The organism is Duganella rivi (assembly GCF_009857435.1).
GTDB classification, from domain to species: domain Bacteria; phylum Pseudomonadota; class Gammaproteobacteria; order Burkholderiales; family Burkholderiaceae_D; genus Rugamonas; species Rugamonas rivi.
The window spans coordinates 1-20,688 of record NZ_WWCK01000001.1 but is presented as its reverse complement, the minus strand read 5'-3'; the positions used below and the strand labels follow the sequence as shown (position 1 = coordinate 20,688).

The window sequence follows — 20,688 nt, the reverse complement described above, 5'->3', positions numbered from 1 at the left end:
GGTTGGGGTGGTGCCGCGCGCTTTTAAGGCAACAGGCAGCGTCAACCCCATCATTCTTTTAGTCCAGCGTGGCGACTACCGGTGCGTGGTCGGACGGCTGTTCCCACTTGCGCGGTACGCGGTCGATGATGCAGGCGCTGCAGCGCTTGACCAGGGCTGGCGACAGCAGGATGTGATCGATGCGCAAGCCTTTGTTCAAGCGGAAGCCCAGCGCGCGGTAATCCCACCAGCTGAACGATTTTTCCGGCTGCTCGAACAGGCGGTAGGAATCGGTCAGGCCAATCTCCAGCAGGCGGTTCAGCGCCGCGCGTTCCTTGTCCGACACCAGCACCTGGCCTACCCACGCGGCCGGATCGTGCACGTCGCGGTCTTCCGGCGCGATGTTGTAGTCGCCGACCACCGCCAGCTGCGGGTGCTGCGCCGCTTCTTCCTTGATCCAGTCGTGGAAGGCCGACAGCCAGGCCAGCTTGTACTCGTACTTGTCCGAGTCGACGCTTTGGCCGTTCGGCACGTAAGCGCATACCACGCGCACGCCATCAATCGTTGCAGCGAGGATACGCTGCTGCGGATCTTCGAATTTTGGATTGTTTTTTACAACATCGGCAATCGGCTGCTTGGAAATGATGGCCACGCCGTTGTAAGTCTTCTGGCCGCTGTACACGACGTGGTAGCCGGCAGCCTCGATTGCGGCCGCAGGAAACTTGTCGTCAGTTAATTTTGTTTCCTGAATACATAGCACATCGGTGGGGTTCTCCTCTAGCCACTTCATAACGTGCGGCAGTCTTACGTTCAAAGAGTTAACATTCCAGGTGGCTAATTTCATGATGCTGAGGTTCCTTGCGGGTTCGGGGAGGGGCGTTTGCCCGATGTGGCTTGCATCTTACAGCATCCCGATTTAACACATCTACTTATCGACTTGTAAAGTTGTATGAAAAAACATGAAAAATGCTTCCGTCAACAGGCTTGGAGGGCCTAAAATGTTGCAAAATCTGTGAAATCAAAAAAAAATTGCCAATAGTGTCTCGTTGTTGTCAAAATAGAACGGAAAGGCAAGACAAAGTAAGTAAATTAGAAATATACTGGTACAAATTAGGCGGATAATGATTGTTTCCGTTTAGCAACTGCAAAATACAAGCCGATGTATATTTATGTGTTGTGGTGACGCAATAAATGATACTATACGGAAATAGTTAGTCGTTTTTACAGTAAATGGCGCTTGGCGCATTTGCAAAGGAATAAAAAATGCGAACTGCATTTGAGGCATGGGCACAGCGCGACGGTCACATCGTTCGACGCCGTGAAGATAAGCCAGACGAGTATCTGGTCTTCGAAACGCAACGCCGCTGGGTGATCTGGCAGGCGGCGCTGGAACATGGCAAAACGCCGGGCGGCCGCAAGACCGCCGCACAGAAAGAAGCTGCCGCCGCTGAAAAGCGCGCCGCCGAAGCTGTGCAGCGTCCGGCGGCGATCAATTCCGACGAAGCCGCCGTGCGCAACCAGGTGTTGAACGAAGTGCTGGACGCTTTCTCGTCGCTGGGCGGCGCGGGTGGCATGGATGACATCCTGAAAGTGGTGCAGGGTCTGAAGAAGAAGCAGCAAGAACAGGCTGAAACGCCGGTCGCTGCCAAAACGCCGGATCGCCACAACGCGTAAAAGTGCAACGCTTTACGCCGCTTGATCAAGCAAATAAAACCGACGGCGGACTGCTACACTGGGCCTGACTCCATTTTCCGGGACAGACCATGTACTTCCGCTCCGCCGTCGCGGTAACTGCGCTATTGGCCGCCATGGCTGGTTGCGCTTCCCTGACTGAATCCACTCAGCAAAACGTGCTGGTGCAAACCGTGCTCGATCACCGCGAGATCGCCGGTGTCGGCTGCGTGCTGTATAACGACGTGGGCAAGTGGTTTGTCACGACGCCGGCGCGCGTCACGCTGCGCAAGAGCGCGGGGCCGCTGCGCATCGATTGCCAGAAGGCCGGCAAGGGCTGGGCGTATGAGAAGGTCGAGTCCAAGGCGGACGGCAATCTGTGGGGGAATCTGGCGCTGACGGCCGGTGTCGGCTACGTCATCGATAAGAATACCGGCGCAGGTTACGACTATCCGGCCACGCTGACGGTGGTCATGCATCCTGCGCAGGAAAAAGAAGAAGGGCCAGCGCCGGCGCCCGGCGTGACCCTTTTCTAAATTACGAACGCGCTTTAGGCACGATTAATCAGGAAGTTCGACAGCAGCGGGACTGGACGGCCAGTCGCGCCTTTTGCGCCGCCCGATTTCCACGCGGTGCCGGCGATATCCAGGTGCGCCCAGGTGTACTTGCGGGTGAAGTTTTCCAGGAACGCAGCAGCGGTGCACGATGCGCCGCCCGGGGTGCCGATGTTGGCCAGGTCGGCGAAGTTCGACTTCAACTGCTCGTTGTACTCTTCGCCGATCGGCAGGCGCCATGCGGTGTCGCTGGCGTTTTTGCCGGCAGCCAGGATCTCGTCGGCCAGCTTGTTGTGCGCTTCGTCGTCGCGGGTGAACAGGCCGCTCTTGTGGTGGCCCAGCGCCACGATGCAGGCGCCGGTCAGGGTGGCGATGTCGATCACGGCGGCCGGGTTGAAGCGCTCGGCGTAGGTCAGCGCGTCGCACAGAATCAGGCGGCCTTCGGCATCGGTGTTCAGGATCTCGATGGTCAAGCCGTTCATCGAGGTGACGATGTCGCCCGGCTTGGTGGCGCGGCCCGACGGCATGTTTTCGCACGAAGCGATAATGCCGATCACGTTCAGCTTCAGGTTCATCTCGCCGATGGCGCGGAAGGTGCCCAGCACCGAGGCGGCGCCGCCCATGTCGTACTTCATCTCGTCCATGCCAGGGCCGGGCTTCAGCGAAATGCCGCCGGTGTCGAAGGTGATGCCTTTACCGACCAGCACCACTGGCGCGTCCTTGGCCTTGCCGCCCATGTGCTTCATGACGATGAATTTCGGCGGCTGCTCGCTGCCGTTGGTGACCGACAGGAAGCTGTTCATCTTCAGCGCTTCCAGCTGTTTGCGATCCAGTACTTCAACGTCGAACTTGTAGTCCTTGCCCAGCTTCTTGGCCACGTTCGCCAGGTGGGTCGGGGTGCATACGTTGGCCGAGGTGTTGCCCAGCTCCTTGGTCAGATCCATGCCGTTGGCGATCGCCACGGCCTGGGCCAGCGCCAGCTTGGTCGCGGCGGTGTTAGGTACGGCCAGGGCGATTTTCTTGACGCCGGCGGCGGCCGGATCCTTCTTGCTCTTTTGGCCATCGGTGCGGAACACCGATTCGTGGGCGCTCTGCACCACGTTGCGGATCGCCCAATTCACATCGCGCTCTTTCACTTCGGTCAGTGGCAATGCGATAATAGCGTCGCTCGTGCCGAGGGAGGAGAATGCCTTGAGTGCCGCAGCCACGCCGCCGGCGAAGCTTTTCTCGCTAACGGTTTCGTCGCTGCCCAGGCCGACCAGCAGCACGCGTTCGGCGGCGGCGCCTTTCAGGCCGCGCAGCAGCAGGGTGGTGCCGGATTTGCCGGTAATGTCGCCGGACTTCAGCGCAGCGGTGATTTCACCAGCGCCGTCCAGCGCCTTGGCAGCTTGCGACAGCTTCTTGTTCTCGAAGACCGCGACGGCGATGACGCCGGCTTTGGCCGTAGCGATGGTGTTTTTTGTGTCGAATGCTTTTATGCTAAAGTCCATTTGATTCTCCGTGTCGTATACGTACTTAAAACTGTGGCCCCGCATAAGGTATATGCGGGCCAAACTACCGAATTATAATCTTCAATGATCTTCCAACGCGCCCTACGACGTGAAATGGCTGCTACAGCCGGCGCTTCCTTCACGGTCTTGTTCAGCATTTGCGTGACCTGGACACTGATCGCTGTCCTCGGCAAGGCCGCAGGCGGCAAGGTGGCGTCCAGCGACGTGATCGCGCTGATCGTGTTCGCAACGCTGAATTATCTGCCAACTATCCTCATCCTCACCAGCTTTATTTCAGTGCTGATGGTGGTCACGCGCACCTACCGCGATTCCGAGATGGTGGTGTGGTTTGCCTCCGGCCTGTCGCTGACGCGCTGGATCATGCCGGTGCTGACCTTCGGCCTGCCGATCGTGTTCTTGACCGGCGTGCTGAGTTTTGTCGCCACGCCGTGGGCCAAGCAGAAAAGCTCGGAGTACGTGGAACGCTTTGAAAAGCGCGAAGACCTGCAAAAGGTCTCGCCGGGCCAGTTCAAGGAATCGGCGTCGGCCAACCGCATCTTCTTTGTAGAAGGCGTGGCCGGTAAAACGGCCGTGGTGCAGAACGTGTTCGTCAACACCGTCGACGAGAAGGGCACCGCCGTCATCGTCGCGCGCGAGGGCGTGATCAACACCGGGCCGAAAGGCGAGCGCTATCTGGTGCTGAAGAACGGCCGCCGCTACCAGGGCGTGCCGGGACAGGCCGACTTCCAGACCATGGAATTCGAAAGCTACAGCATGCGCGTCACCAGCCAGAATCAGGAACTGGAGGGCGACCGCGATACCGACAGCACGCCGACCATGCAGCTACTCGACGACACCAGCAACGGCGCGCGCGCAGAACTGCTGTGGCGCGCGGCCTCGCCGCTCACTTGCCTGGTGCTGATTTTACTGGCGATTCCGCTGGGCTTCGTCAATCCGCGCGCCGGCAGTTCGGCCAACTTGATCATCGCGCTGCTGATCTTCTTCAGCTATAACAACTTCGTCAAACTGCTCGAGGCCAGCGTCCGCCAGGGCAAGGCGACGTTTGCCGTGTCGTGGTGGCCGCTGCACGCGGCGGCCATGCTGCTGGTATTTGGCCTGTTTGCATGGCGTTTGTATTTGAATCACCGTTATCACCCGCTGGCGTTGCTGGCTGCGCTCAAGCGCAACCGCCACGCTAATAAGAAGGCTGTCTCGCAATGAAAATCCTGCAACGCTATTTCGCAGTCTCGATACTGCAAGCCGTCGCCTTTGTGCTGGTGGCCTTCCTGGCGCTGCAAGCCTTCATGGATCTCACCGGCGAACTGCCCAAGGTCAGCAAGAATGGCTACGGCGTGCAATATGCATTCATGTATGTGCTGGTGCAGATTCCCGGCCACGTGTACGAAGTGATGCCACTGGCGGCGCTGATCGGCACTATCTACACCATGGCGCAGTTTGCGGCCACGTCGGAATTCACCATCATGCGCGCGTCCAGCATGTCGACACAGATGGTGGCGTGGATGCTGGCCAAGATCGGCCTGGTGCTGGTGGTGCTGACGTTTATCGTCGGTGAACTGGTGGTGCCGCGCACGGCGCCGCTGGCGGAGAAGTTCAAGCTGTCGTCGCGCGGCACGACCATCTCTACCGAGTTCCGTTCCGGCCTGTGGACTAAAGATATCGTCAAGTCGGAAGGCATGACCGGCACCGTGACCGGTTCGCGCTTCTTCAACGTGCGCGAAGTGGGGGCCGACGGCACGCTGAAAGATGTGAAGCTGTACGAGTTCGATACCAGCTTCCGTTTGCGCTCCATCACGCAGGCCAAGACCGGCACCTTCCAGGGCAATAACAAGTGGCTGCTCAGCGATGTGACGGAGAATATCTTTACCAATCCTGAACTGCTTAAGCCTGGCATTGAAGCCACGCTGGCTAACAACTATGCTCAGGAATCGAGCATGATCGAAACCCGCCGTAGCGCCACCAAGGATTTGCTGTCCGAGATTACGCCTAAGATTTTGTCGGTGTCGCGTTCAGACCCGGAACGCATGTCGGCGAATGAGCTGGCGGTGTACACCCGCCACCTGCAAGAGAACAAGCAGGAGACCGAGCGCTTCAAGATCGCGTTCTGGAAAAAGCTGTTCGACCCGCTGGCGATTTTTGTGTTGATGGCGCTGGCGCTGCCGTTTGGTTACCTGCACACGCGTAGCGGCGGCGTGAGTTTGAAGATTTTCCTCGGCATTATGCTGGGGGTGAGTTTCCTGCTGGTGAATACGCTGTTCTCGCACCTTGGCGTGCTGAGTACCTGGCCGGCGGTTCTGACGGCGATTGCGCCGAGCTTATTATTCCTGCTGCTGGCGATATGGGCCATGTGGTGGGTGGAGCGGCACTGATGAATCATCAACGCGCACTGGTCTTGTTTGCACACGGCGCCCGCGCTGCATCGTGGGCGGCGCCGTTTGAGCGTCTGCGCGATTTGACGCAGGCGCGCGAGCCGCAAGTGCGGGTGGAGCTGGCTTTTCTTGAGTTGATGTCGCCGCGTTTGCCGGAGCTGGTGGCGTCATTGACTGCCGGCGGCGTTAACGACATTACCGTGGTGCCGGTGTTTTTAGGGCAGGGGGGCCATGTGCTGCGCGACCTGCCGTTGATGCTGGATGAGTTGCGCCTCCAGTATCCGCAGGCCGCTATCAAGGTCGTGGAGGCGGCCGGCGAAAACCCCGCCGTCCTTAAAGCACTTTCTGACTACTGCGTATCCGCTCTTCTTTAGACCCGCACTGCCACACGGGGTCTGACCCCGTACGGGGTCAGACCCCTAAGCGGTGACGCATGCGTATCGCTAAAAGCGTGCGGGGTAGTTATTTGCGTGGAATGATTTTTACTTCGTAGATTTTCGGCCAGAGTTTGCCGGTGACGAACAGGCGCTTTTTCTCGGCGTCGTAGGCGATGCCATTCATGACGTTTTCGCCGTTTTGGCCTTTGCCTGCCTCGGGATAGAGTTTGCTGAAGTCGATCCAGCCGAGGATTTTGCCAGTCGCGGGATCAATCCGTGCAATCGTATTCGTGTGCCAGATGTTGGCGTAGATTTCGCCTTCCACCACTTCCAGTTCATTCAGCTGATCGACGGCGATGCCGTCCGCCGTTACCTTCACGCGGCGCACTTCGAGGAAGGTTTTCGGATCGAGGAAGCGCAGCGTGGCGGTGCCGTCGCTCATGATCAGTTCTTTGCCGTTCTGCGTCAGACCCCAGCCTTCGCCTGGATAGGCGAACTGGCTTTTGAATTCAAACGTCTTCAAATCGAACACGAAGCCGGTCTGCGTTTGCCAGGTCAGGCCGATCAGCGTATCACCCCATGCAGTCAAGCCTTCGCCGAAGTACTGCGGCGGGATGTCTTTGCTTTGCAGGATTTTGCCAGTCGCCAGATCGACTTTGCGGATCGATGATTTGCCGTTCAAGCCCGTGCTCTCGTACAGAACGCCGTCGCGGTACAGCAGGCCTTCGGTGAAGGCTTGCGTGTCGTGCGGGTAGCTGCGTACCACTTTGAAATCGTAGGTGGGCAGGGCGGCCGATGCCGTAATGGCGGCCGGCAGCAAGGCAGAGAGGAGGAGGGCTTGCGCGACAATCTTGTTCACTATGCAGTCACCGAATTTTGTAGTTCAACCATGGCGTCCAGCGTGGTGCCGGGAGCATCGAGCTCCGCTTGCACGCATGCGCGCGCTTCGGGCGCTTGCACCAGCGAGACGGCTTGCTGGCGCGCGATCGCCGCCGCAGCAGTATCGCCGCAGCCGTTCAGCAAGTCCAGTACCAATGCAACTTCGGTGGTGTAGTTGAATACGTCGGCCAGCAGTTCGGCCATGCCTTCGGTGGTGAGGACGTTGGCCTTGTTCTTCAGTTCATTGAGCTGCATCGCTGCCAGCGCCAGGTGATGCTCGGGATGCGGCAGGTAGCGGCGCGCCAGTTCAAAGTCGCCGCATGCCATGATCGACGGCAGGGCGGCGCGGGCGTTTTGCTGCGCCAGCGCTTCCGGCAGGCTTTGGAACAGGTGGTAGGTGTTCTGCAAGTCGCCCAGCTTGTCGTTGATGACGCGGATGTCGTGGAACAGCTGCGGTGCAGCCGGCAGTTCAGCGGTCAGGCGGTCACGCAGGGCGACCAGCGCCTGGCGCGCCGGCAGGTATTCTTCCGCCAGCTTGGCCCATGCGGCCAGCACGTAGGACAGGCGCAGCGCAGCGGCATCGGCTTCGTCGAACAGCGCGCTATATTCCTGCAAGGCGGCTTCAAAATGGCCGTCGGCGTGGGTTTGCCAGGCGCTTTCCAGTCTTTGAACAATGTCCATTCAAACCTCTTATGGTGGGAGTGGACATTCTAGTACGGAAAATTGAAATTCAGGCGCGGAGTTGAGCGGCTATTGTCTTGCTAATCTCGTTGCTAATCTCGTTGCTAATCCCGCTGATGCACACGTACGCGCATGGCTTCACCGATCATGACCAGCACCGGGCCGTGCGGCGTGCCGAGGCCCTGCGTCAGCTGGGCGATGGTGATGCGATGGATTAGTTGATCCGGGCGGCTGACGTTTTCGATGACCACCACCGGCGTATCCGGCGCGTGGCCGTGCGCCAGCAAGCGCTCTGCGGTGGCGATGGCTTCGCGCCCGCCCATGTACTGGATCAGCGTATCGGTTTCTGGAATGGCGTCGTGATCCGAGTGTTCGGGCGCGGTGGAGGAGGTGAAAAAGCCCACGCTGCGCGCCACGCCGCGCTTGGTCAGCGGCTGCTTGGTGGCGGCTGCTGCGGCCAATGCGGTGGTGATGCCGGGGACGACTTCGACTTCAATGCCAACTTCTTCCAGCGCGCGCAGTTCTTCATCGGCGCGGCCGAACATCATCGGGTCGCCGCCTTTTAAACGCACTACCAGCTTGGCGCGTTGTGCTGCTTCGACCAGCTGCTGATTGATGACTTGCTGCGCCACCGAGCGTTGGCCGCTGCGTTTGCCGACGGAGATTTTCTCCGCCTGCGGGCAGAGTTCCAGCATCTCGGGGATCACCAGTGCGTCGTGCAGCACGATGTCGGCTTGCGCCAGCAGGCGCGCACCGCGCACGGTGATGAGGTCTTGGGCGCCGGGGCCGGCGCCGATCAAATACACTTTTCCGAGAGTGGCCATGGCGGATAGCTTTGACTTCGTCATCCCGGCGCAGGCCGGGATCCATAGACAGTATGCGGGATGCTCAGTATGGATTCCGGCTTTCGCCGGAATGACGAGGTTTGGGTTACAGGCGAATCATACCTGCTGCAACGGTCTGGTGGGTCACTTCATCGATCAGGATAAAGGCGCCGGTAGCGCGGATGTCGCTGTAGGCGTCGGCCGCCAATGGCTGCTGCACGCTCAGTTCTATCGTTGCGATGTCGTTCAGCTTCAAGCCTTCGGCGCTGTGGCGCTGCTGGGTGTTGATGTCCAACAGGGACTCGATGGTCTTCACTTTGGCCGAGGTCTGCTTGGTGCCGTGCTTGATCCAGTACTTACGGCGCACGTCCAGCGGCTCGTCGGACATCCAGCACACATCGGCTTTCAGCTGCTTGAGCTGCGTGGCCGGCTTGCCGGCGCTGGACAGCAGATCGCCGCGCGAAATGTCGAGATACTCGTTCAACAGCAGCGTGACCGATTGGCCTACCACCGCCGATTGATGCGAGCCTTCCAGCGTCAGGATATCTTTCACGGTCGCGCTTTGGCCCGATGGCTGCACCACCAGCTGATCGCCCACCGACACTTTGCCTGCTTCGATGCGGCCCATGTAGCCACGGAAGTCGTTGGCTTCGTGGCCGTTGTGGCGCGCCACCAATTGCACCGGGAAGCGGAACGGCGCGTCGTGCGATTCGTCGTACACCGACAGCGATTCCAGCAGCTCGATCAGGGTAGGGCCTTGATACCAGCCCAGTTTCTCGCTTTTCTCCACCACGTTGTCGCCGGTCAGGGCGGACAGCGGAATCGGCGTGATGTCCTTCAAACCCAGCGACGCAGCAAACTCGCCGTAGGCTTTAACGATGCGGTTGTAGATGTCCTGATCGTAGTTCACCAAGTCCATCTTGTTGACAGCAACGATCACGTGCTCGATCTGCAGCAGGTGGGCGATGGTCGAGTGACGCTTGGTCTGGATCAGCAGATCAACGCCACCATCTTCGCGCAGCTTCACTTTCGATACGTCCACCAGGATGATGACGGCATCGGCGGTCGAAGCGCCGGTCACCATGTTGCGGGTGTATTGCTCGTGGCCCGGCGTGTCGGCAATGATGAACTTGCGCTTGGGCGTGGCGAAATAGCGGTAAGCCACGTCGATGGTGATGCCTTGTTCGCGCTCGGCTTCCAGGCCGTCGGTCAGCAGCGACAGATCGACGGTGTCGCCCACGGTGCGCTTATGCTTGGAGCGCGACATGGCGTCCAGCTGGTCGGCAAAGATGCCCTTGCTGTCGAACAGCAGGCGGCCGATCAGGGTGGACTTGCCGTCGTCGACGGAACCGGCAGTGATGAAACGCAGCAGGCTTTGTTCGTTCGCGTTGGTATTCGTACTCGTAGTCATTAGAAGTATCCTGCTTTTTTACGTTTTTCCATCGAGGCTTCGGACGTCTGGTCGTCCATGCGGGTGGCGCCGCGTTCGGTCACTTGGGTGATCGCGGTTTCAGCGATGATCTGCTCCACGGTCGCGGCGTCCGAGGACACGGGGCAGGTGCAGGAGATATCGCCCACGGTACGGAAGCGCACTACCTGGGTCTCAACGGTTTCGCCTTCGCGCGCCGGGGTCAGATCGGTCAGCGGCACCAGCAGGCCGTTGCGCGGAATGACCTGGCGCTCGTGGGCGAAGTAGATCGGCGGCAGTTCCAGCTTTTCGCGGGCGATGTACTGCCACACATCCAATTCAGTCCAATTCGAAATCGGGAACACGCGCATGTTTTCGCCCGGGTGGACGCGGGTGTTATACAGATCCCACAGTTCCGGGCGCTGCGACTTCGGATCCCACTGGCCGAATTCATCGCGGAAGGAGAAGATGCGCTCCTTGGCGCGGGCCTTCTCTTCGTCGCGGCGCGCGCCGCCGATGCAGGCGTCGAAGCCATGTTCGGCGATGGTTTCCAGCAGCGTCACGGCTTGTGCGGCATTGCGCGAATCGGTTTGCGGATTACGCAGGCGCACGGTGCCCTTGCGGATCGATTCTTCCACCGAGCCGACGATCAGGCGTTCGCCCAGTTCTGCCACGCGCTTGTCGCGGAAGGTGATGACTTCTTCAAAATTGTGGCCGGTATCGACGTGCACCAGCGGGAACGGGAATTTACCGGGACGGAAAGCCTTCTCGGCGATGCGCAGCAAGACCACCGAGTCTTTACCGCCCGAGAACAGCAGGGCAGGGTTGCTGCATTCGGCCGCGACTTCGCGCATGATGTGGATCGCTTCCGATTCCAGTGCATCGAGGTGGCGCGAGTTCACGTGCGCGTTGTTTTCTACTAAAGCGTTCATTTGGACTTAGCCTTTTTTAATGCGTATCAGTTTGCCGTCGACTACGTGCAGGCCGCACTCTTTCGACTCCGGGTTTTCCCACCACCAGCGGCCGGCGCGGACATCTTCGCCTGGCTCGATGGCGCGGGTACACGGTTCGCAGCCGATCGATGGATAACCCTGGTCGTGCAGCGCGTTGTATGGCACGCCGTTTTCACGGATGTAGTTCCAGACGTCTTCCTCCGACCAGTCGGCCAGCGGATTAAACTTGGTCATCAGGTGGGCGGCGTCATCTTCTTCCACCTGCAGCGAGCCGCGGGTGGCTGCTTGCGCGCGGCGCTGGCCGGTGACCCAGGCCTTGTTGCCGGCCAAGGCGCGACCCAGCGGCTCGACCTTGCGGATGCGGCAGCATTCCTTGCGCATCTCGACGCTGTCGTAGAAGGCGTTGAGGCCATTCTGCGCCACGTAGGCCTCTACCGCTTCGGCTTGCGGCTTGTAGACCGCGATGTCGTAGCCGTAGTGGGCTTTCACCTTGTCCAGCATGTCCAGCGTTTCCTTGTGCAGGCGCCCGGTTTCAAGCGAGAAGATGCCGATACCGTACTGGCCCTTCAGGATCAAATCAGTCAGCACCATGTCTTCCGCCGCCAGCGAGGAGGCAAAGACGGCCGGGGAAAAGTCGCTGGCGATGCGGGACAGCGTGGCGCGCGTGTCCGCAATCAGCTTGCTCAGGTCACTCATTGCAGCTCCAATCAGATGCCGGCGCCGTCGTTGTTGGCCGCAACCGGCGCAGGGCGCGCGTGGCGGCGGAACAGCGGGACTTTCTGATCGACCGAAGCCTGGTAGGTTTCAGAGAAATCGGACAGGCCTTTCAGTGCATCGTGCGGATCGCGGTCGGCGCGCACGGCGTAAGCGTTGAAGCCCACGCGCTGCATCGAGAACAGCTGGTCGCGCAGCACGTCGCCGATGGCGCGCAATTCGCCTGTCCAGCCCAGGCGGGTGCGCAGGTTGTAGGCGATCGAGTAGCCGCGGCCATCGGTGAATTTCGGGAAGTCGACGGCGATCAGCGGGAACTGATCCAGCAGGCCTTTCAGTGTGTCAGGACGTTCATCGGAAGCGATCCACACCGCGATTTCGCCTGCGGCGGTGCGCGCTGCCAGCACGTCGCGCTGCACCAGCCACAGGCTCAGTGGCACGATGAATTTGCCCTCAGGGACGGCCACGGTGGCCGGATCGTGCGCAGGCGCGCCTTCGACCGGCTCGGCCAGTCGCAGTACCTGCCAATCGTCTGCCACTACTTCACGGCCCTTGATAATCAAATTCTTAGACATATTCATCCTCTCCAACCAGGCGGCCGCCTTTTTCAGCGATCGGCGTGGCGTACACAAATTCCTTGAACGGTGCGACGCCCAGGCGCTGCGCGCAGGCGGCAAACGATTCATCTTCAAAACGCTCGCGCAGGTAGACTTGCAGCAGGCGGTCGATCACTTCCGGCATTTGCAGCGCGGAGAACGATGGGCCGATGATCTTGCCGATGGCGGCGTTATTGCCTTGCGCGCCGCCGATCGACACTTGATACCATTCGCTGCCGTCTTTATCCACACCGAGCACGCCGATACTGCCGACGTGATGGTGGCCGCAGGCGTTGATGCAGCCGGAGATATTCAGTTCGATCTCGCCGATGTCGTGCTGATAGTCGATGTTGTCGAAGCGCTCCGCGATGGCGGCCGCAATCGGGATCGACTTGGCGTTGGCCAGCGAGCAGAAGTCGCCGCCAGGGCAGCAGATCATGTCGGTCAGCAGGCCGATGTTCGGCGTCGCCAGGCCGTGGGCCTTGGCTTCCTGCCACAGCGCGAACAACTGCGACTGCTCGACGTCGGCCAGGATGATGTTCTGTTCATGGGTGACGCGCAGTTCGCCGAAGCTGTAGCGATCCGCCAGGTCGGCCATGAAGTCCATCTGCTCGGCGGTGGCGTCGCCCGGCGGCACGCCGGTCTTCTTCAGCGACAGCGCCACGGCAGCGTAGCCCGGCACCTTGTGCGGCTTGACGTTGCGCTTGAGCCAGTTGGAGAAGGCCTTGTTATCCGCAGCTTGCGCCTGCAAGGCGGCATCGCTGTCATCCAGCTGCTTGTAGGCCGGCGGCTGGAAGTAGTCGATCACGCGCTGCATCTCTTCGATGGTCAGGGTTTCAGGGCCGTCTTTCAGGTCGGCCCATTCCTCTTCCACCTGGCGGGTAAACTCTTCCACGCCGATGGCTTTCAGCAGGATCTTGATGCGGGCCTTGTACTTGTTGTCGCGCCGGCCGTACTGGTTATACACGCGCATCACGGCTTCGGTGTAGGTCAGCAGGTGCTGCCACGGCAGGAACTCGCGGATCACGCTGCCGATGATCGGCGTGCGGCCCATGCCGCCGCCGGCCATGAATTTGAAGCCGATCTCGCCGGCGTCGTTGCGCACCACGGTCAGGCCGATGTCGTGAATCGCAATCGCGGCGCGGTCTTCGACGGCGCCGTTGATCGCGACTTTAAACTTGCGCGGCAGGGCGATGAATTCAGGGTGGAAGGTCGACCACTGGCGCAGCACCTCGGCGTATGGACGCGGATCGATGATCTCGTCGGCAGCAACGCCGGCGTACGGATCGGAGGTGGTGTTGCGGATGCAGTTGCCCGAAGTTTGGATGGCGTGCATCTCGACCGAGGCGAGGTCGCTCAGGATATCCGGGGTCTGCTCCAGCTCAACCCAGTTAAACTGGATGTTTTGGCGGGTGGTGAAGTGGCCATAGCCGCGGTCGTATTTGCGGGCGATATGTGCGAACATACGCATTTGCTTAGATGCTAACAAACCGTAGGGCACGGCAATGCGCAGCATATAAGCGTGGCGCTGCATGTACAGGCCGTTCTGCAAGCGCAGCGGCAGGAATTCGGCTTCGGTCAGCTCATCGGACAGGCGGCGGCGCACTTGGTCGCGGTACTGGGCGATGCGCTCGCGGACGATGAGGTGGTCGTATTGGTCGTATTGATACATGAATATTCTTCCTGGATAGTCGCTGATTCCCCAAACTAGCGCTAATAGTAATAAACTTCGTCTTTATTCCATACGACTTAGTCTTTATTTGCTTATATAAGGATTGGGCATAAGCATGGACGCTAATAATTTTAAGATGGGCCAAGACCTGCAATGAACCTTCACCAACTGCGCTTCGTGCGCGAAGCAGTACGCCAGAATTACAATTTGACTGATGCCGCCAAGGCCTTGTTCACCTCGCAACCGGGCGTCTCCAAGGCGATTATCGAGCTGGAAGAAGAGTTGGGTGTCGATATCTTCACCCGTCACGGCAAGCGTATCCGTGGCCTGACCGAGCCGGGGCGGCTGGTGCTGTCGTCGGTAGAGTTGATTATGCAGGAAATCGACTCCCTCAAGCGCATCGGCAAGGAATATGCGGCGCAGGATAGCGGCAGTTTTACCATCGCCACCACGCACACGCAGGCGCGCTACACCTTGCCCAAGGTGGTGCAGGCCTTCATGGTCAAGTTCCCGAAGGTAAGATTATCTTTATTGCAAGGCAATCCGCAGCAGATCGCCGAGATGGTGCAGCGCGACCAGGCCGACTTGTGCATTGCCACCGAGTCGATTGCCGGCGTCACCGGTCTGGTGACCTTGCCGTGCTACCAGTGGGAGCACGTGGTGGTGGTGCCGCCCGACCATCCGCTGCTGCGCAACAAGCAGCCGACGCTGGAAGAGATCGCGGCTTTCCCGATCATCACGTATGATGGCGCCTTCGCCGGCCGCAGCAAGATCGACCACGCGTTTTCCCTGCGCGGCCTGAAGCTGGACGTGCTGCTGGAAGCCATCGACGCCGACGTGATCAAGACTTATGTGGAGTTGGGCATGGGGATTGGTATCATAGCGGGCATGGCCTTCGACGCCGAGCGCGACAAGAATCTGCGCGCCATCCCTGTGGGCCACCTGTTCGGCATGAATGTGTCGCGGGTGGCGGTCAAGCAGGGCGCCTACCTGCGCAGCTATATTTACACCTTTATCGAACTGCTGGCCCCGACGCTCAACCGCAAGTTGATCGAACAGGCTATGAGCGGCGAAAAAGAGAACTACGAACTATAAAGAAAGCATCATCATGATTACCAACCAGTTGACACAATACTACGCCGTCAACGCGGACAATTACGACCAAGTCTATGCGCAGGAAGCGCGCTACGACGATCTGGACGATCTGCAGGAAATGGTCGCCGAGCTGTTCCAAGACCATAAAGTGCTGGAACTGGGCTGCGGCACCGCCTACTGGACTGATTTGATCTCGGAAACGGCCGAATCGGTGCACGCCACCGATATTTCGCAGGAAATGCTGGATCTGGCCGAAACGCGCGGCCTCGACGAAGACATCGTCACCTTCGGGCAAATGGACGCCTTCAACCTGCCGGACGGGCTGGAAGGCCAGTACACGGCCGTGTTCATCGGCAACCTGTGGTGCCACGTGCGCCGCGAAGACCAGGAAAAGTACCTGAAAACCCTGCGCGCCAAGCTGGGCAAGGATGTGCTGCTGGTGATCCTTGATGAATCCTACGTCGACGGCAGTTCGACGGTCATCGCCCGCACCGATCAGGAAGGCAACACCTTCCAGTTCCTGACCGCCGACGATGGCCAGCGCTATGAAATCATGAAGAATTACCTGACCGACAGCACCCTGCGCAAGCGCTTTGCCAACCACACCAAGCAGATCCGCATCGAGCGCCTGGAGTACTACTACCTGCTCAGCTGCCGCTTGAAATAAATAAATCACTTGATGTTGATTTACAACAAATGACTGATGTCACATTGTTGAAGTAATTGATAGGCATGATCTCGGCCGTGAACTCCAACGTGCAGTTTTCATCAACCTTAAGTAGAGAACATCAAGTGAAAAAACTTACTCTGGCAGCAATGATCATCGGCGGCTTCGCTGCACAAGCCCAAGCTCAATCGAACGTCACCATCTACGGCCTGGTGGATGTCGGTGTCGTTAGCGAGCGCGGCGGTGCAGCCGGCTCCCTGACCAAAGTGACCAGCGGCATCGGCGGCCAGTCCCGCATCGGCTTCCGCGGCACCGAAGACCTGGGCAACGGCCTGTCGGCTATCTTCACCCTGGAAACCGGCTTCAAGGCCGACGACGGTACGCTGGACAGCACCAACACCATCTTCAACCGTCAAGCCTTCGTGGGTCTGAAATCCAAAGACGCCGGCCAGCTGACCATCGGCCGCCAGTACACCCCGCTGTACCTGGCACAAAGCCAGGTGGCTGACCCATTCGGCGCCGGCTATGCTGGTTCGATCAAAAACCTGTTCCCATCGGCTGGCGCCAACACCCGCGTAAGCAACGCGCTGGTGTACTCGACCCCAGTGGTGGAAGGCTTCAGCGGCGACGCCCTGTACGCGCTGGGCGAGCAAGCTGGCAGCAACACCGCCGGCCGTCAGTTCGGCTTTGGCCTGAACTACGCCCAAGGCCCGCTGAACGCGCGCCTGGTCTACAACAACAAGAACAACGACACCGCTGCTGTCGGCACCACTCCTGCCAAAGTTCAGGACACCGGCCGCACCACTATGTTCGCCGCCAACTACGATTTCAAAGTCGTGAAGGCCTACTTCGCGTACGGCGCCAACAAGGGCGTGAACAGCTCCCAGATCCCAGTGGCCAACGCTTACGGCTACACCGTGGCGCCAAAGCCTAGCCTGGACAGCAACGACGTGCTGATCGGCGCGACCATCCCAGCCGGCAATGGTTCGATCATGACTTCTTACATCCGTAAGAACGACAAGACCGTCAACAATCAGGACGCCGACCAGTGGGCACTGGGTTACCTGTACTCGCTGTCGAAGCGTACCGGCGCCTACGTTGCTTACGCCAAGATCAAGAACAAGAACGGCGCCGGCTACACCGTTGGCAACAACAACGAAGCTGGTAGCGGCGACAAGGCCTTCAACATCGGCCTGCGTCACTCGTTCTAAGCGGTTGCAGAAGGCGGCAGCGGCAATCGGATCATGATCCGGGTGCCGCCGTCGTTGATGATGGCGATATCGCCATGCAGTGCCCAGACGCGCTCGCGCATCCCGATCAGGCCGAAGGACGAAGCCTTGTCCATGTCCTGTTCGGCGATGCCGCGCCCGTCATCATGGATGGTGATGTGCAATGCCCCATCCTGGCGATACAGCGACAGCGCTACCTTGCGCGCTTCGGCGTGGCGGGTGATGTTGGTCAGCGCTTCCTGCGCAATGCGGAAGATGGCGGTGCTGTAATCGTCGTCCAGCGTTAATTCCTCCTCATTGGCGTCCAGCGTGCACGCAATGCCGTTGCGCTGTTCAAATTCATGGCGCAGGCTTTCCAGCGCAAAATACAAACCTCCTTCATCGAGCGCGCGTGGGCGCAGGTTGCCGGCAATGCGGCGCAGCGAAGTGATGGCCGACATCAGCAGTTCATCCATGCCGCGCTGCAGCTTGCGGGCGGCGGCGCTGTTGTTGCCTTGGCGTTGCAGCAGCGCGAGGTCGCCGCGCAGCGTGGCCAGCAGTTGACCAAGGTCGTCGTGCAACTCGCGCGCGATGTGCTTGCGTTCTTCTTCGCGGATGGTTTGCAGCGCCGCCGACAGTTCGCGCAGCTGTGAATACGATTGTTCCAGTTGTTCCTGCACGCGGGTGCTGCGCGCGTATTGCTGGCCCATGCGCCAGGACAGGCGGATGGTGACGGCCAGCGCCGAGAGAAGGAGGATTGTTTGTATGCTGCGGCCCATGTGTGTCTCCCTGCGGCCGAGGGCCGCCTGGAGTCACACTAAGTCAGGAGCGGGAGAGGGGAGTTGATGTAGCTCAGGCGTGTACCGCTGGCGCTTACATTTGCTTGAACAAGTGCAGGAAGCTGCGGCTCACTTCCAGCTTGTCGGAGCGGCCTTTGATCATGACGAGGTGGCGGCCGCGGATGTCGCGCGTCACGCCTTCGATGGCGTTGACGTTGACCAGGGTGGCGCGGTGGATTTGCCAGAACAGCGCCGGATCGAGTTCCTCGGCCAGGTCGCGCACCGGCTTGCGGATCAGCGCCTCGTATTTCTCGGTCTGCACGCAGGTGTATTTTTCATCCGAGCGGAAGAACAGGATTTCCTCGACTGGAATCATGCGCAGGTCTTGGCCGATGCTGGCCTGTATCCATTGCAGGTGGGCCGGCTTGGGCGCGGCGATCTTCTCGGTCAGCTGGGCCAGCATGGCGGTCACGCTGGCGTTGACGTCGGCTGCGGCGGCCGGCTTGTTCATGCGGGTTTTCAGGCGATCGACCGTGACTTGCAGGCGCTCTTGCTCAGGCGGTTTCAGCACGTAGTCGATGGCGCCGCGCTCAAACGCTTCCACCGCGTAGGCGTCGTAGGCGGTCACGAACACGATGTTGCTCTTGTTGCCGATGACTGAGGCCGCTTCCATGCCGGTCTTGCCGGGCATGCGGATATCGAGGAAGGTGAAGTCCGGCTTGAGGCTGTCGACCAGTTCGATGGCTTCGTCGCCGTTCTTGGCTTCGCCAATAATTTCCAGCTCGGGCCAGACTTGGCCAAGGCGCATGCGCAGTTGGTCGCGCATCAAACGTTCGTCATCTGCAATGATTGCTGTAGGCATCTTGTTCGGGTGTGAAGGTTGTTTAAATTATTATTCAACGAATTGCCGTAATTAGCAATCAGCTTGATTTAGCCAACTGGTAAGGCACCTCGATGGTGACGATCACGCCGCTTGGGCTGTTGGCGGCGATCAGCAGCTGGCCTTGTTCGCCGTGCAGCAGTTTCAGGCGCTCGCGGATGTTGCTCAGGCCGAGGCCGGTGCCGTCGCTGGGCTTGGCGCCGAAGCCGAGGCCGTTGTCGGTGACAATCACGCGCAGCTTGTTGTGGGCGACGTCGGCGCGCACTTTCAGCGTGCCGCCCTCGGGCTTGCCTTCGAGGCCGTGCTTGATGGCGTTTTCCACCATTGACTGGAGCATCATCGGCGGGAAGGCAGCGGTGCGCAGGCCGTCGGGGATGTCGAAATCGATGGTCAGGCGTTCTTCCATGCGCATCTTCAGCAGGGCGAGGTAGGCCGCCACCATGTCGGCTTCGCGGCCGAGGTTGGTAATCAGGTTGTTATCGCGCATTTGTGGCAGCACCGCGCGCAGGTATTTGATCAGGCTGCGCTGCATGGCCGAGGCGCGCGGCGGGTCGGTCTCGATCAGGTGTTCGACCGATGCCAGCGTGTTGAACAGGAAGTGCGGCTCAACCTGGGCTTGCATCATTTGCATCTTGGCTTCGCTGAGCTGGCGCTGCATGGATTCGCGCTCGGCGACGGCGGTAGCGGTCTGGGTTTCCGCCTCGGCGCGCTTTTTGCTGCCCATCAGGAACTTGGTGGCGAACAGGGCCAGCACCAGCAGGGTCACGAAACTCTTGAACCAGGTGGAGGCCTGGCCGTGGTAGCGGGCCACTTTCTGCTCGGCGGCGGTGTCTACCGCTTCTTCAATAGCGTTGGACAATTCCTCGCCGATCTGCGGCGGCAGGTCGATATGGACTTCTTCGCCCGGCAGCGCCGGTAGCGATGGCACCGAGGCAGCGCCAGACTTGGTTGGCGCTGACGGCGCTTCCGGCGCCTCGGGCGCGGCCGGGGCTTCCGGTGCTTCCGGCGCGGCCACAGGCGGTGTGCCGTCTTCGTTCTTGTCCTTGTTGCGCAGTTTGCCGCGCGGGTTGAAGTGAATGCCGCTGTCGTCGATCAGGATATTGGTATCGCCGCTTTTGCGCTTTTGCATACTGTGCTGCTCGCCGCGATCGATGTCGTCCTGTATCGGATTGGAGGAGAACAGCTCGTCCTGCAGAATGGAGCCGGCGGCCAGCATCAGGGCTGCAAACACCAGGAACTTCCACCAGGACAGCTGGGTGACCCAGGTGGCGGTCGCATCAAAGCCGCGATGCAGCAGGCTGCCGGCGGTTTTCAGGGTGTCTTGCACTTTAGGCGTAGGAAACATGAACGGCTTTCAACTCACTCTTAACATGAAGCAAGTGTACCCAGCATCGCTCTTATAAGCCATGCGATTGCGACAGTCTGCAAAAAACGGGGATTAGACGGTAATTGGCAAAGAAGCCCTTGCCAAAGGTGGCTAGCGTTTGCTATAGTTCGGTCCCTCGCAGAACAACGCAGACGCTGCAAAGCGAAACGATAGAAAGCGAGGGGTTGACGAGATAAATCAAATGCTTCATAATCTCGCTTCTGTGCTGATGAACACAACGCTTCAACAGCAAGCAATACGGTCTTTAAAAAATTACAGTCGATAAATGTGGGCGTTTGATGCTGCAACAAAAAGCATTAAATGCTCAAGCAATAAATATTCAGTAGAAATACTGTCAGTATTTTGAGTAAGAGCGAACCATCCCGGTAAAACGGGATAAAACAGAGATTAAACTAAAGAGTTTGATCCTGGCTCAGATTGAACGCTGGCGGCATGCCTTACACATGCAAGTCGAACGGCAGCACGGAGCTTGCTCTGGTGGCGAGTGGCG

At 59.5% G+C, this 20,688-nt stretch carries 21 protein-coding genes and 1 rRNA gene; 9 read left to right on the top strand and 13 right to left on the bottom strand.

Features of this window, described 5'->3' with window-relative positions:
- Positions 1-58 precede the first annotated feature (58 nt).
- On the bottom strand, positions 59-823 hold the full coding sequence (xth, locus tag GTP45_RS00110; RefSeq protein ID WP_161011872.1) for an exodeoxyribonuclease III: 765 nt from the start codon (positions 821-823) through the stop codon (positions 59-61).
- Between the two features lie 419 nt (positions 824-1,242).
- On the opposite strand from xth, the gene GTP45_RS00105 reads away from it, so the two are divergent.
- The gene (locus GTP45_RS00105) at positions 1,243-1,653 is read left to right on the top strand and encodes a phiTE_015 family protein (RefSeq protein WP_161011871.1); all 411 of its coding nucleotides are present in this window, start codon (positions 1,243-1,245) and stop codon (positions 1,651-1,653) included.
- Positions 1,654-1,742: 89 nt separating this feature from the next.
- Positions 1,743-2,186 (top strand): hypothetical protein, encoded by a 444-nt coding sequence (locus GTP45_RS00100; protein WP_229258279.1) that lies wholly within the window; start codon positions 1,743-1,745, stop codon positions 2,184-2,186.
- A 14-nt stretch (positions 2,187-2,200) separates the two neighbouring features.
- On the opposite strand, the gene GTP45_RS00095 is transcribed toward GTP45_RS00100, so the two are convergent.
- Entirely contained in the window at positions 2,201-3,694 is a 1,494-nt protein-coding gene (locus GTP45_RS00095) for a leucyl aminopeptidase (protein ID WP_161011870.1), read from the bottom strand.
- A gap of 114 nt (positions 3,695-3,808) precedes the next feature.
- On the opposite strand from GTP45_RS00095, the gene lptF reads away from it, so the two are divergent.
- From lptF to GTP45_RS00080, 3 genes are read left to right on the top strand one after another with little or no spacing between them, the layout of a single operon-like run.
- Positions 3,809-4,915 (top strand): LPS export ABC transporter permease LptF, encoded by a 1,107-nt coding sequence (gene lptF, locus GTP45_RS00090; RefSeq protein WP_229258278.1) that lies wholly within the window; start codon positions 3,809-3,811, stop codon positions 4,913-4,915.
- A complete protein-coding gene (lptG, locus tag GTP45_RS00085; protein WP_161011868.1) occupies positions 4,912-6,081 on the top strand; it encodes an LPS export ABC transporter permease LptG in 1,170 nt (389 codons plus the stop codon). The genes lptF and lptG overlap by 4 nt, the downstream gene beginning before the upstream one ends.
- Complete coding sequence (locus GTP45_RS00080; RefSeq protein WP_161011867.1) at positions 6,081-6,455, top strand: sirohydrochlorin chelatase; 375 nt, start codon at positions 6,081-6,083, stop codon at positions 6,453-6,455. Before lptG ends, GTP45_RS00080 begins: the two co-directional genes overlap by 1 nt.
- Before the next feature lie 88 nt (positions 6,456-6,543).
- Here the strand turns inward: GTP45_RS00080 and GTP45_RS00075 are convergent, their stop codons facing one another.
- The 8 genes from GTP45_RS00075 to GTP45_RS00040 form a co-directional block, all read right to left on the bottom strand.
- A complete protein-coding gene (locus GTP45_RS00075) occupies positions 6,544-7,317 on the bottom strand; it encodes a glutaminyl-peptide cyclotransferase (RefSeq protein WP_161011866.1) in 774 nt (257 codons plus the stop codon).
- Positions 7,317-8,018, bottom strand: a complete 702-nt coding sequence (locus GTP45_RS00070; RefSeq protein WP_161011865.1) for a hypothetical protein — start codon at positions 8,016-8,018, stop codon at positions 7,317-7,319. Before GTP45_RS00070 ends, GTP45_RS00075 begins: the two co-directional genes overlap by 1 nt.
- Before the next feature lie 104 nt (positions 8,019-8,122).
- Positions 8,123-8,842, bottom strand: coding sequence for a uroporphyrinogen-III C-methyltransferase (cobA, locus tag GTP45_RS00065; protein ID WP_161011864.1), 720 nt, complete (start codon positions 8,840-8,842; stop codon positions 8,123-8,125).
- A gap of 106 nt (positions 8,843-8,948) precedes the next feature.
- Positions 8,949-10,253, bottom strand: a complete 1,305-nt coding sequence (locus GTP45_RS00060) for a sulfate adenylyltransferase subunit 1 (protein ID WP_161011863.1) — start codon at positions 10,251-10,253, stop codon at positions 8,949-8,951.
- Positions 10,253-11,182 (bottom strand): sulfate adenylyltransferase subunit CysD, encoded by a 930-nt coding sequence (cysD, locus tag GTP45_RS00055; protein ID WP_161011862.1) that lies wholly within the window; start codon positions 11,180-11,182, stop codon positions 10,253-10,255. Before cysD ends, GTP45_RS00060 begins: the two co-directional genes overlap by 1 nt.
- Positions 11,183-11,188: 6 nt before the next feature.
- Entirely contained in the window at positions 11,189-11,899 is a 711-nt protein-coding gene (locus GTP45_RS00050; protein WP_161011861.1) for a phosphoadenylyl-sulfate reductase, read from the bottom strand.
- A gap of 11 nt (positions 11,900-11,910) precedes the next feature.
- On the bottom strand, positions 11,911-12,495 hold the full coding sequence (locus GTP45_RS00045; protein WP_371874399.1) for a DUF934 domain-containing protein: 585 nt from the start codon (positions 12,493-12,495) through the stop codon (positions 11,911-11,913).
- Complete coding sequence (locus tag GTP45_RS00040) at positions 12,482-14,182, bottom strand: nitrite/sulfite reductase (protein ID WP_161011859.1); 1,701 nt, start codon at positions 14,180-14,182, stop codon at positions 12,482-12,484. The genes GTP45_RS00045 and GTP45_RS00040 overlap by 14 nt, the downstream gene beginning before the upstream one ends.
- Before the next feature lie 153 nt (positions 14,183-14,335).
- On the opposite strand from GTP45_RS00040, the gene GTP45_RS00035 reads away from it, so the two are divergent.
- From GTP45_RS00035 to GTP45_RS00025, 3 genes are all read left to right on the top strand, one after another.
- Positions 14,336-15,277: a CysB family HTH-type transcriptional regulator gene (locus GTP45_RS00035; RefSeq protein WP_161011858.1), complete on the top strand. Its 942-nt coding sequence runs from the start codon at positions 14,336-14,338 to the stop codon at positions 15,275-15,277.
- A 13-nt stretch (positions 15,278-15,290) separates the two neighbouring features.
- Positions 15,291-15,944 carry a class I SAM-dependent methyltransferase gene (locus GTP45_RS00030; protein ID WP_161011857.1) on the top strand — a complete coding sequence of 218 codons (654 nt, stop codon included), beginning with the start codon at positions 15,291-15,293 and terminating at the stop codon, positions 15,942-15,944.
- Between the two features lie 125 nt (positions 15,945-16,069).
- Positions 16,070-17,155: a porin gene (locus GTP45_RS00025; RefSeq protein ID WP_503826742.1), complete on the top strand. Its 1,086-nt coding sequence runs from the start codon at positions 16,070-16,072 to the stop codon at positions 17,153-17,155.
- Here GTP45_RS00025 and GTP45_RS00020 read toward each other — a convergent pair.
- From GTP45_RS00020 to GTP45_RS00010, 3 genes are all read right to left on the bottom strand, one after another.
- Positions 17,152-17,931: a sensor histidine kinase gene (locus GTP45_RS00020; RefSeq protein ID WP_308494573.1), complete on the bottom strand. Its 780-nt coding sequence runs from the start codon at positions 17,929-17,931 to the stop codon at positions 17,152-17,154. The genes GTP45_RS00025 and GTP45_RS00020 overlap by 4 nt on opposite strands.
- A gap of 94 nt (positions 17,932-18,025) precedes the next feature.
- On the bottom strand, positions 18,026-18,793 hold the full coding sequence (locus GTP45_RS00015; RefSeq protein ID WP_161011856.1) for a LytR/AlgR family response regulator transcription factor: 768 nt from the start codon (positions 18,791-18,793) through the stop codon (positions 18,026-18,028).
- Positions 18,794-18,851: 58 nt separating this feature from the next.
- Positions 18,852-20,156 (bottom strand): sensor histidine kinase, encoded by a 1,305-nt coding sequence (locus GTP45_RS00010; RefSeq protein ID WP_161011855.1) that lies wholly within the window; start codon positions 20,154-20,156, stop codon positions 18,852-18,854.
- A 431-nt stretch (positions 20,157-20,587) separates the two neighbouring features.
- Between GTP45_RS00010 and GTP45_RS00005 the strand changes: the two genes are divergently transcribed.
- A 16S ribosomal RNA gene (locus GTP45_RS00005) occupies positions 20,588-20,688 on the top strand; the annotation flags it as partial.

Excerpts from the sequence above, each read along its gene's own strand:
- xth (WP_161011872.1), bottom strand. The coding sequence starts at position 823 with ATGAAATTAGCCACCTGGAATGTTAACTCTTTGAACGTAAGACTGCCG.
- GTP45_RS00105 (WP_161011871.1), top strand. The coding sequence starts at position 1,243 with ATGCGAACTGCATTTGAGGCATGGGCACAGCGCGACGGTCACATCGTT.
- GTP45_RS00100 (WP_229258279.1), top strand. The coding sequence starts at position 1,743 with ATGTACTTCCGCTCCGCCGTCGCGGTAACTGCGCTATTGGCCGCCATG.
- GTP45_RS00095 (WP_161011870.1), bottom strand. The coding sequence starts at position 3,694 with ATGGACTTTAGCATAAAAGCATTCGACACAAAAAACACCATCGCTACG.
- lptF (WP_229258278.1), top strand. The coding sequence starts at position 3,809 with ATGGCTGCTACAGCCGGCGCTTCCTTCACGGTCTTGTTCAGCATTTGC.
- lptG (WP_161011868.1), top strand. The coding sequence starts at position 4,912 with ATGAAAATCCTGCAACGCTATTTCGCAGTCTCGATACTGCAAGCCGTC.
- GTP45_RS00080 (WP_161011867.1), top strand. The coding sequence starts at position 6,081 with ATGAATCATCAACGCGCACTGGTCTTGTTTGCACACGGCGCCCGCGCT.
- GTP45_RS00070 (WP_161011865.1), bottom strand. The coding sequence starts at position 8,018 with ATGGACATTGTTCAAAGACTGGAAAGCGCCTGGCAAACCCACGCCGAC.
- cobA (WP_161011864.1), bottom strand. The coding sequence starts at position 8,842 with ATGGCCACTCTCGGAAAAGTGTATTTGATCGGCGCCGGCCCCGGCGCC.
- GTP45_RS00060 (WP_161011863.1), bottom strand. The coding sequence starts at position 10,253 with ATGACTACGAGTACGAATACCAACGCGAACGAACAAAGCCTGCTGCGT.
- cysD (WP_161011862.1), bottom strand. The coding sequence starts at position 11,182 with ATGAACGCTTTAGTAGAAAACAACGCGCACGTGAACTCGCGCCACCTC.
- GTP45_RS00050 (WP_161011861.1), bottom strand. The coding sequence starts at position 11,899 with ATGAGTGACCTGAGCAAGCTGATTGCGGACACGCGCGCCACGCTGTCC.
- GTP45_RS00045 (WP_371874399.1), bottom strand. The coding sequence starts at position 12,495 with ATGAATATGTCTAAGAATTTGATTATCAAGGGCCGTGAAGTAGTGGCA.
- GTP45_RS00040 (WP_161011859.1), bottom strand. The coding sequence starts at position 14,182 with ATGTATCAATACGACCAATACGACCACCTCATCGTCCGCGAGCGCATC.
- GTP45_RS00035 (WP_161011858.1), top strand. The coding sequence starts at position 14,336 with ATGAACCTTCACCAACTGCGCTTCGTGCGCGAAGCAGTACGCCAGAAT.
- GTP45_RS00030 (WP_161011857.1), top strand. The coding sequence starts at position 15,291 with ATGATTACCAACCAGTTGACACAATACTACGCCGTCAACGCGGACAAT.
- GTP45_RS00020 (WP_308494573.1), bottom strand. The coding sequence starts at position 17,931 with ATGGGCCGCAGCATACAAACAATCCTCCTTCTCTCGGCGCTGGCCGTC.
- GTP45_RS00015 (WP_161011856.1), bottom strand. The coding sequence starts at position 18,793 with ATGCCTACAGCAATCATTGCAGATGACGAACGTTTGATGCGCGACCAA.
- GTP45_RS00010 (WP_161011855.1), bottom strand. The coding sequence starts at position 20,156 with ATGTTTCCTACGCCTAAAGTGCAAGACACCCTGAAAACCGCCGGCAGC.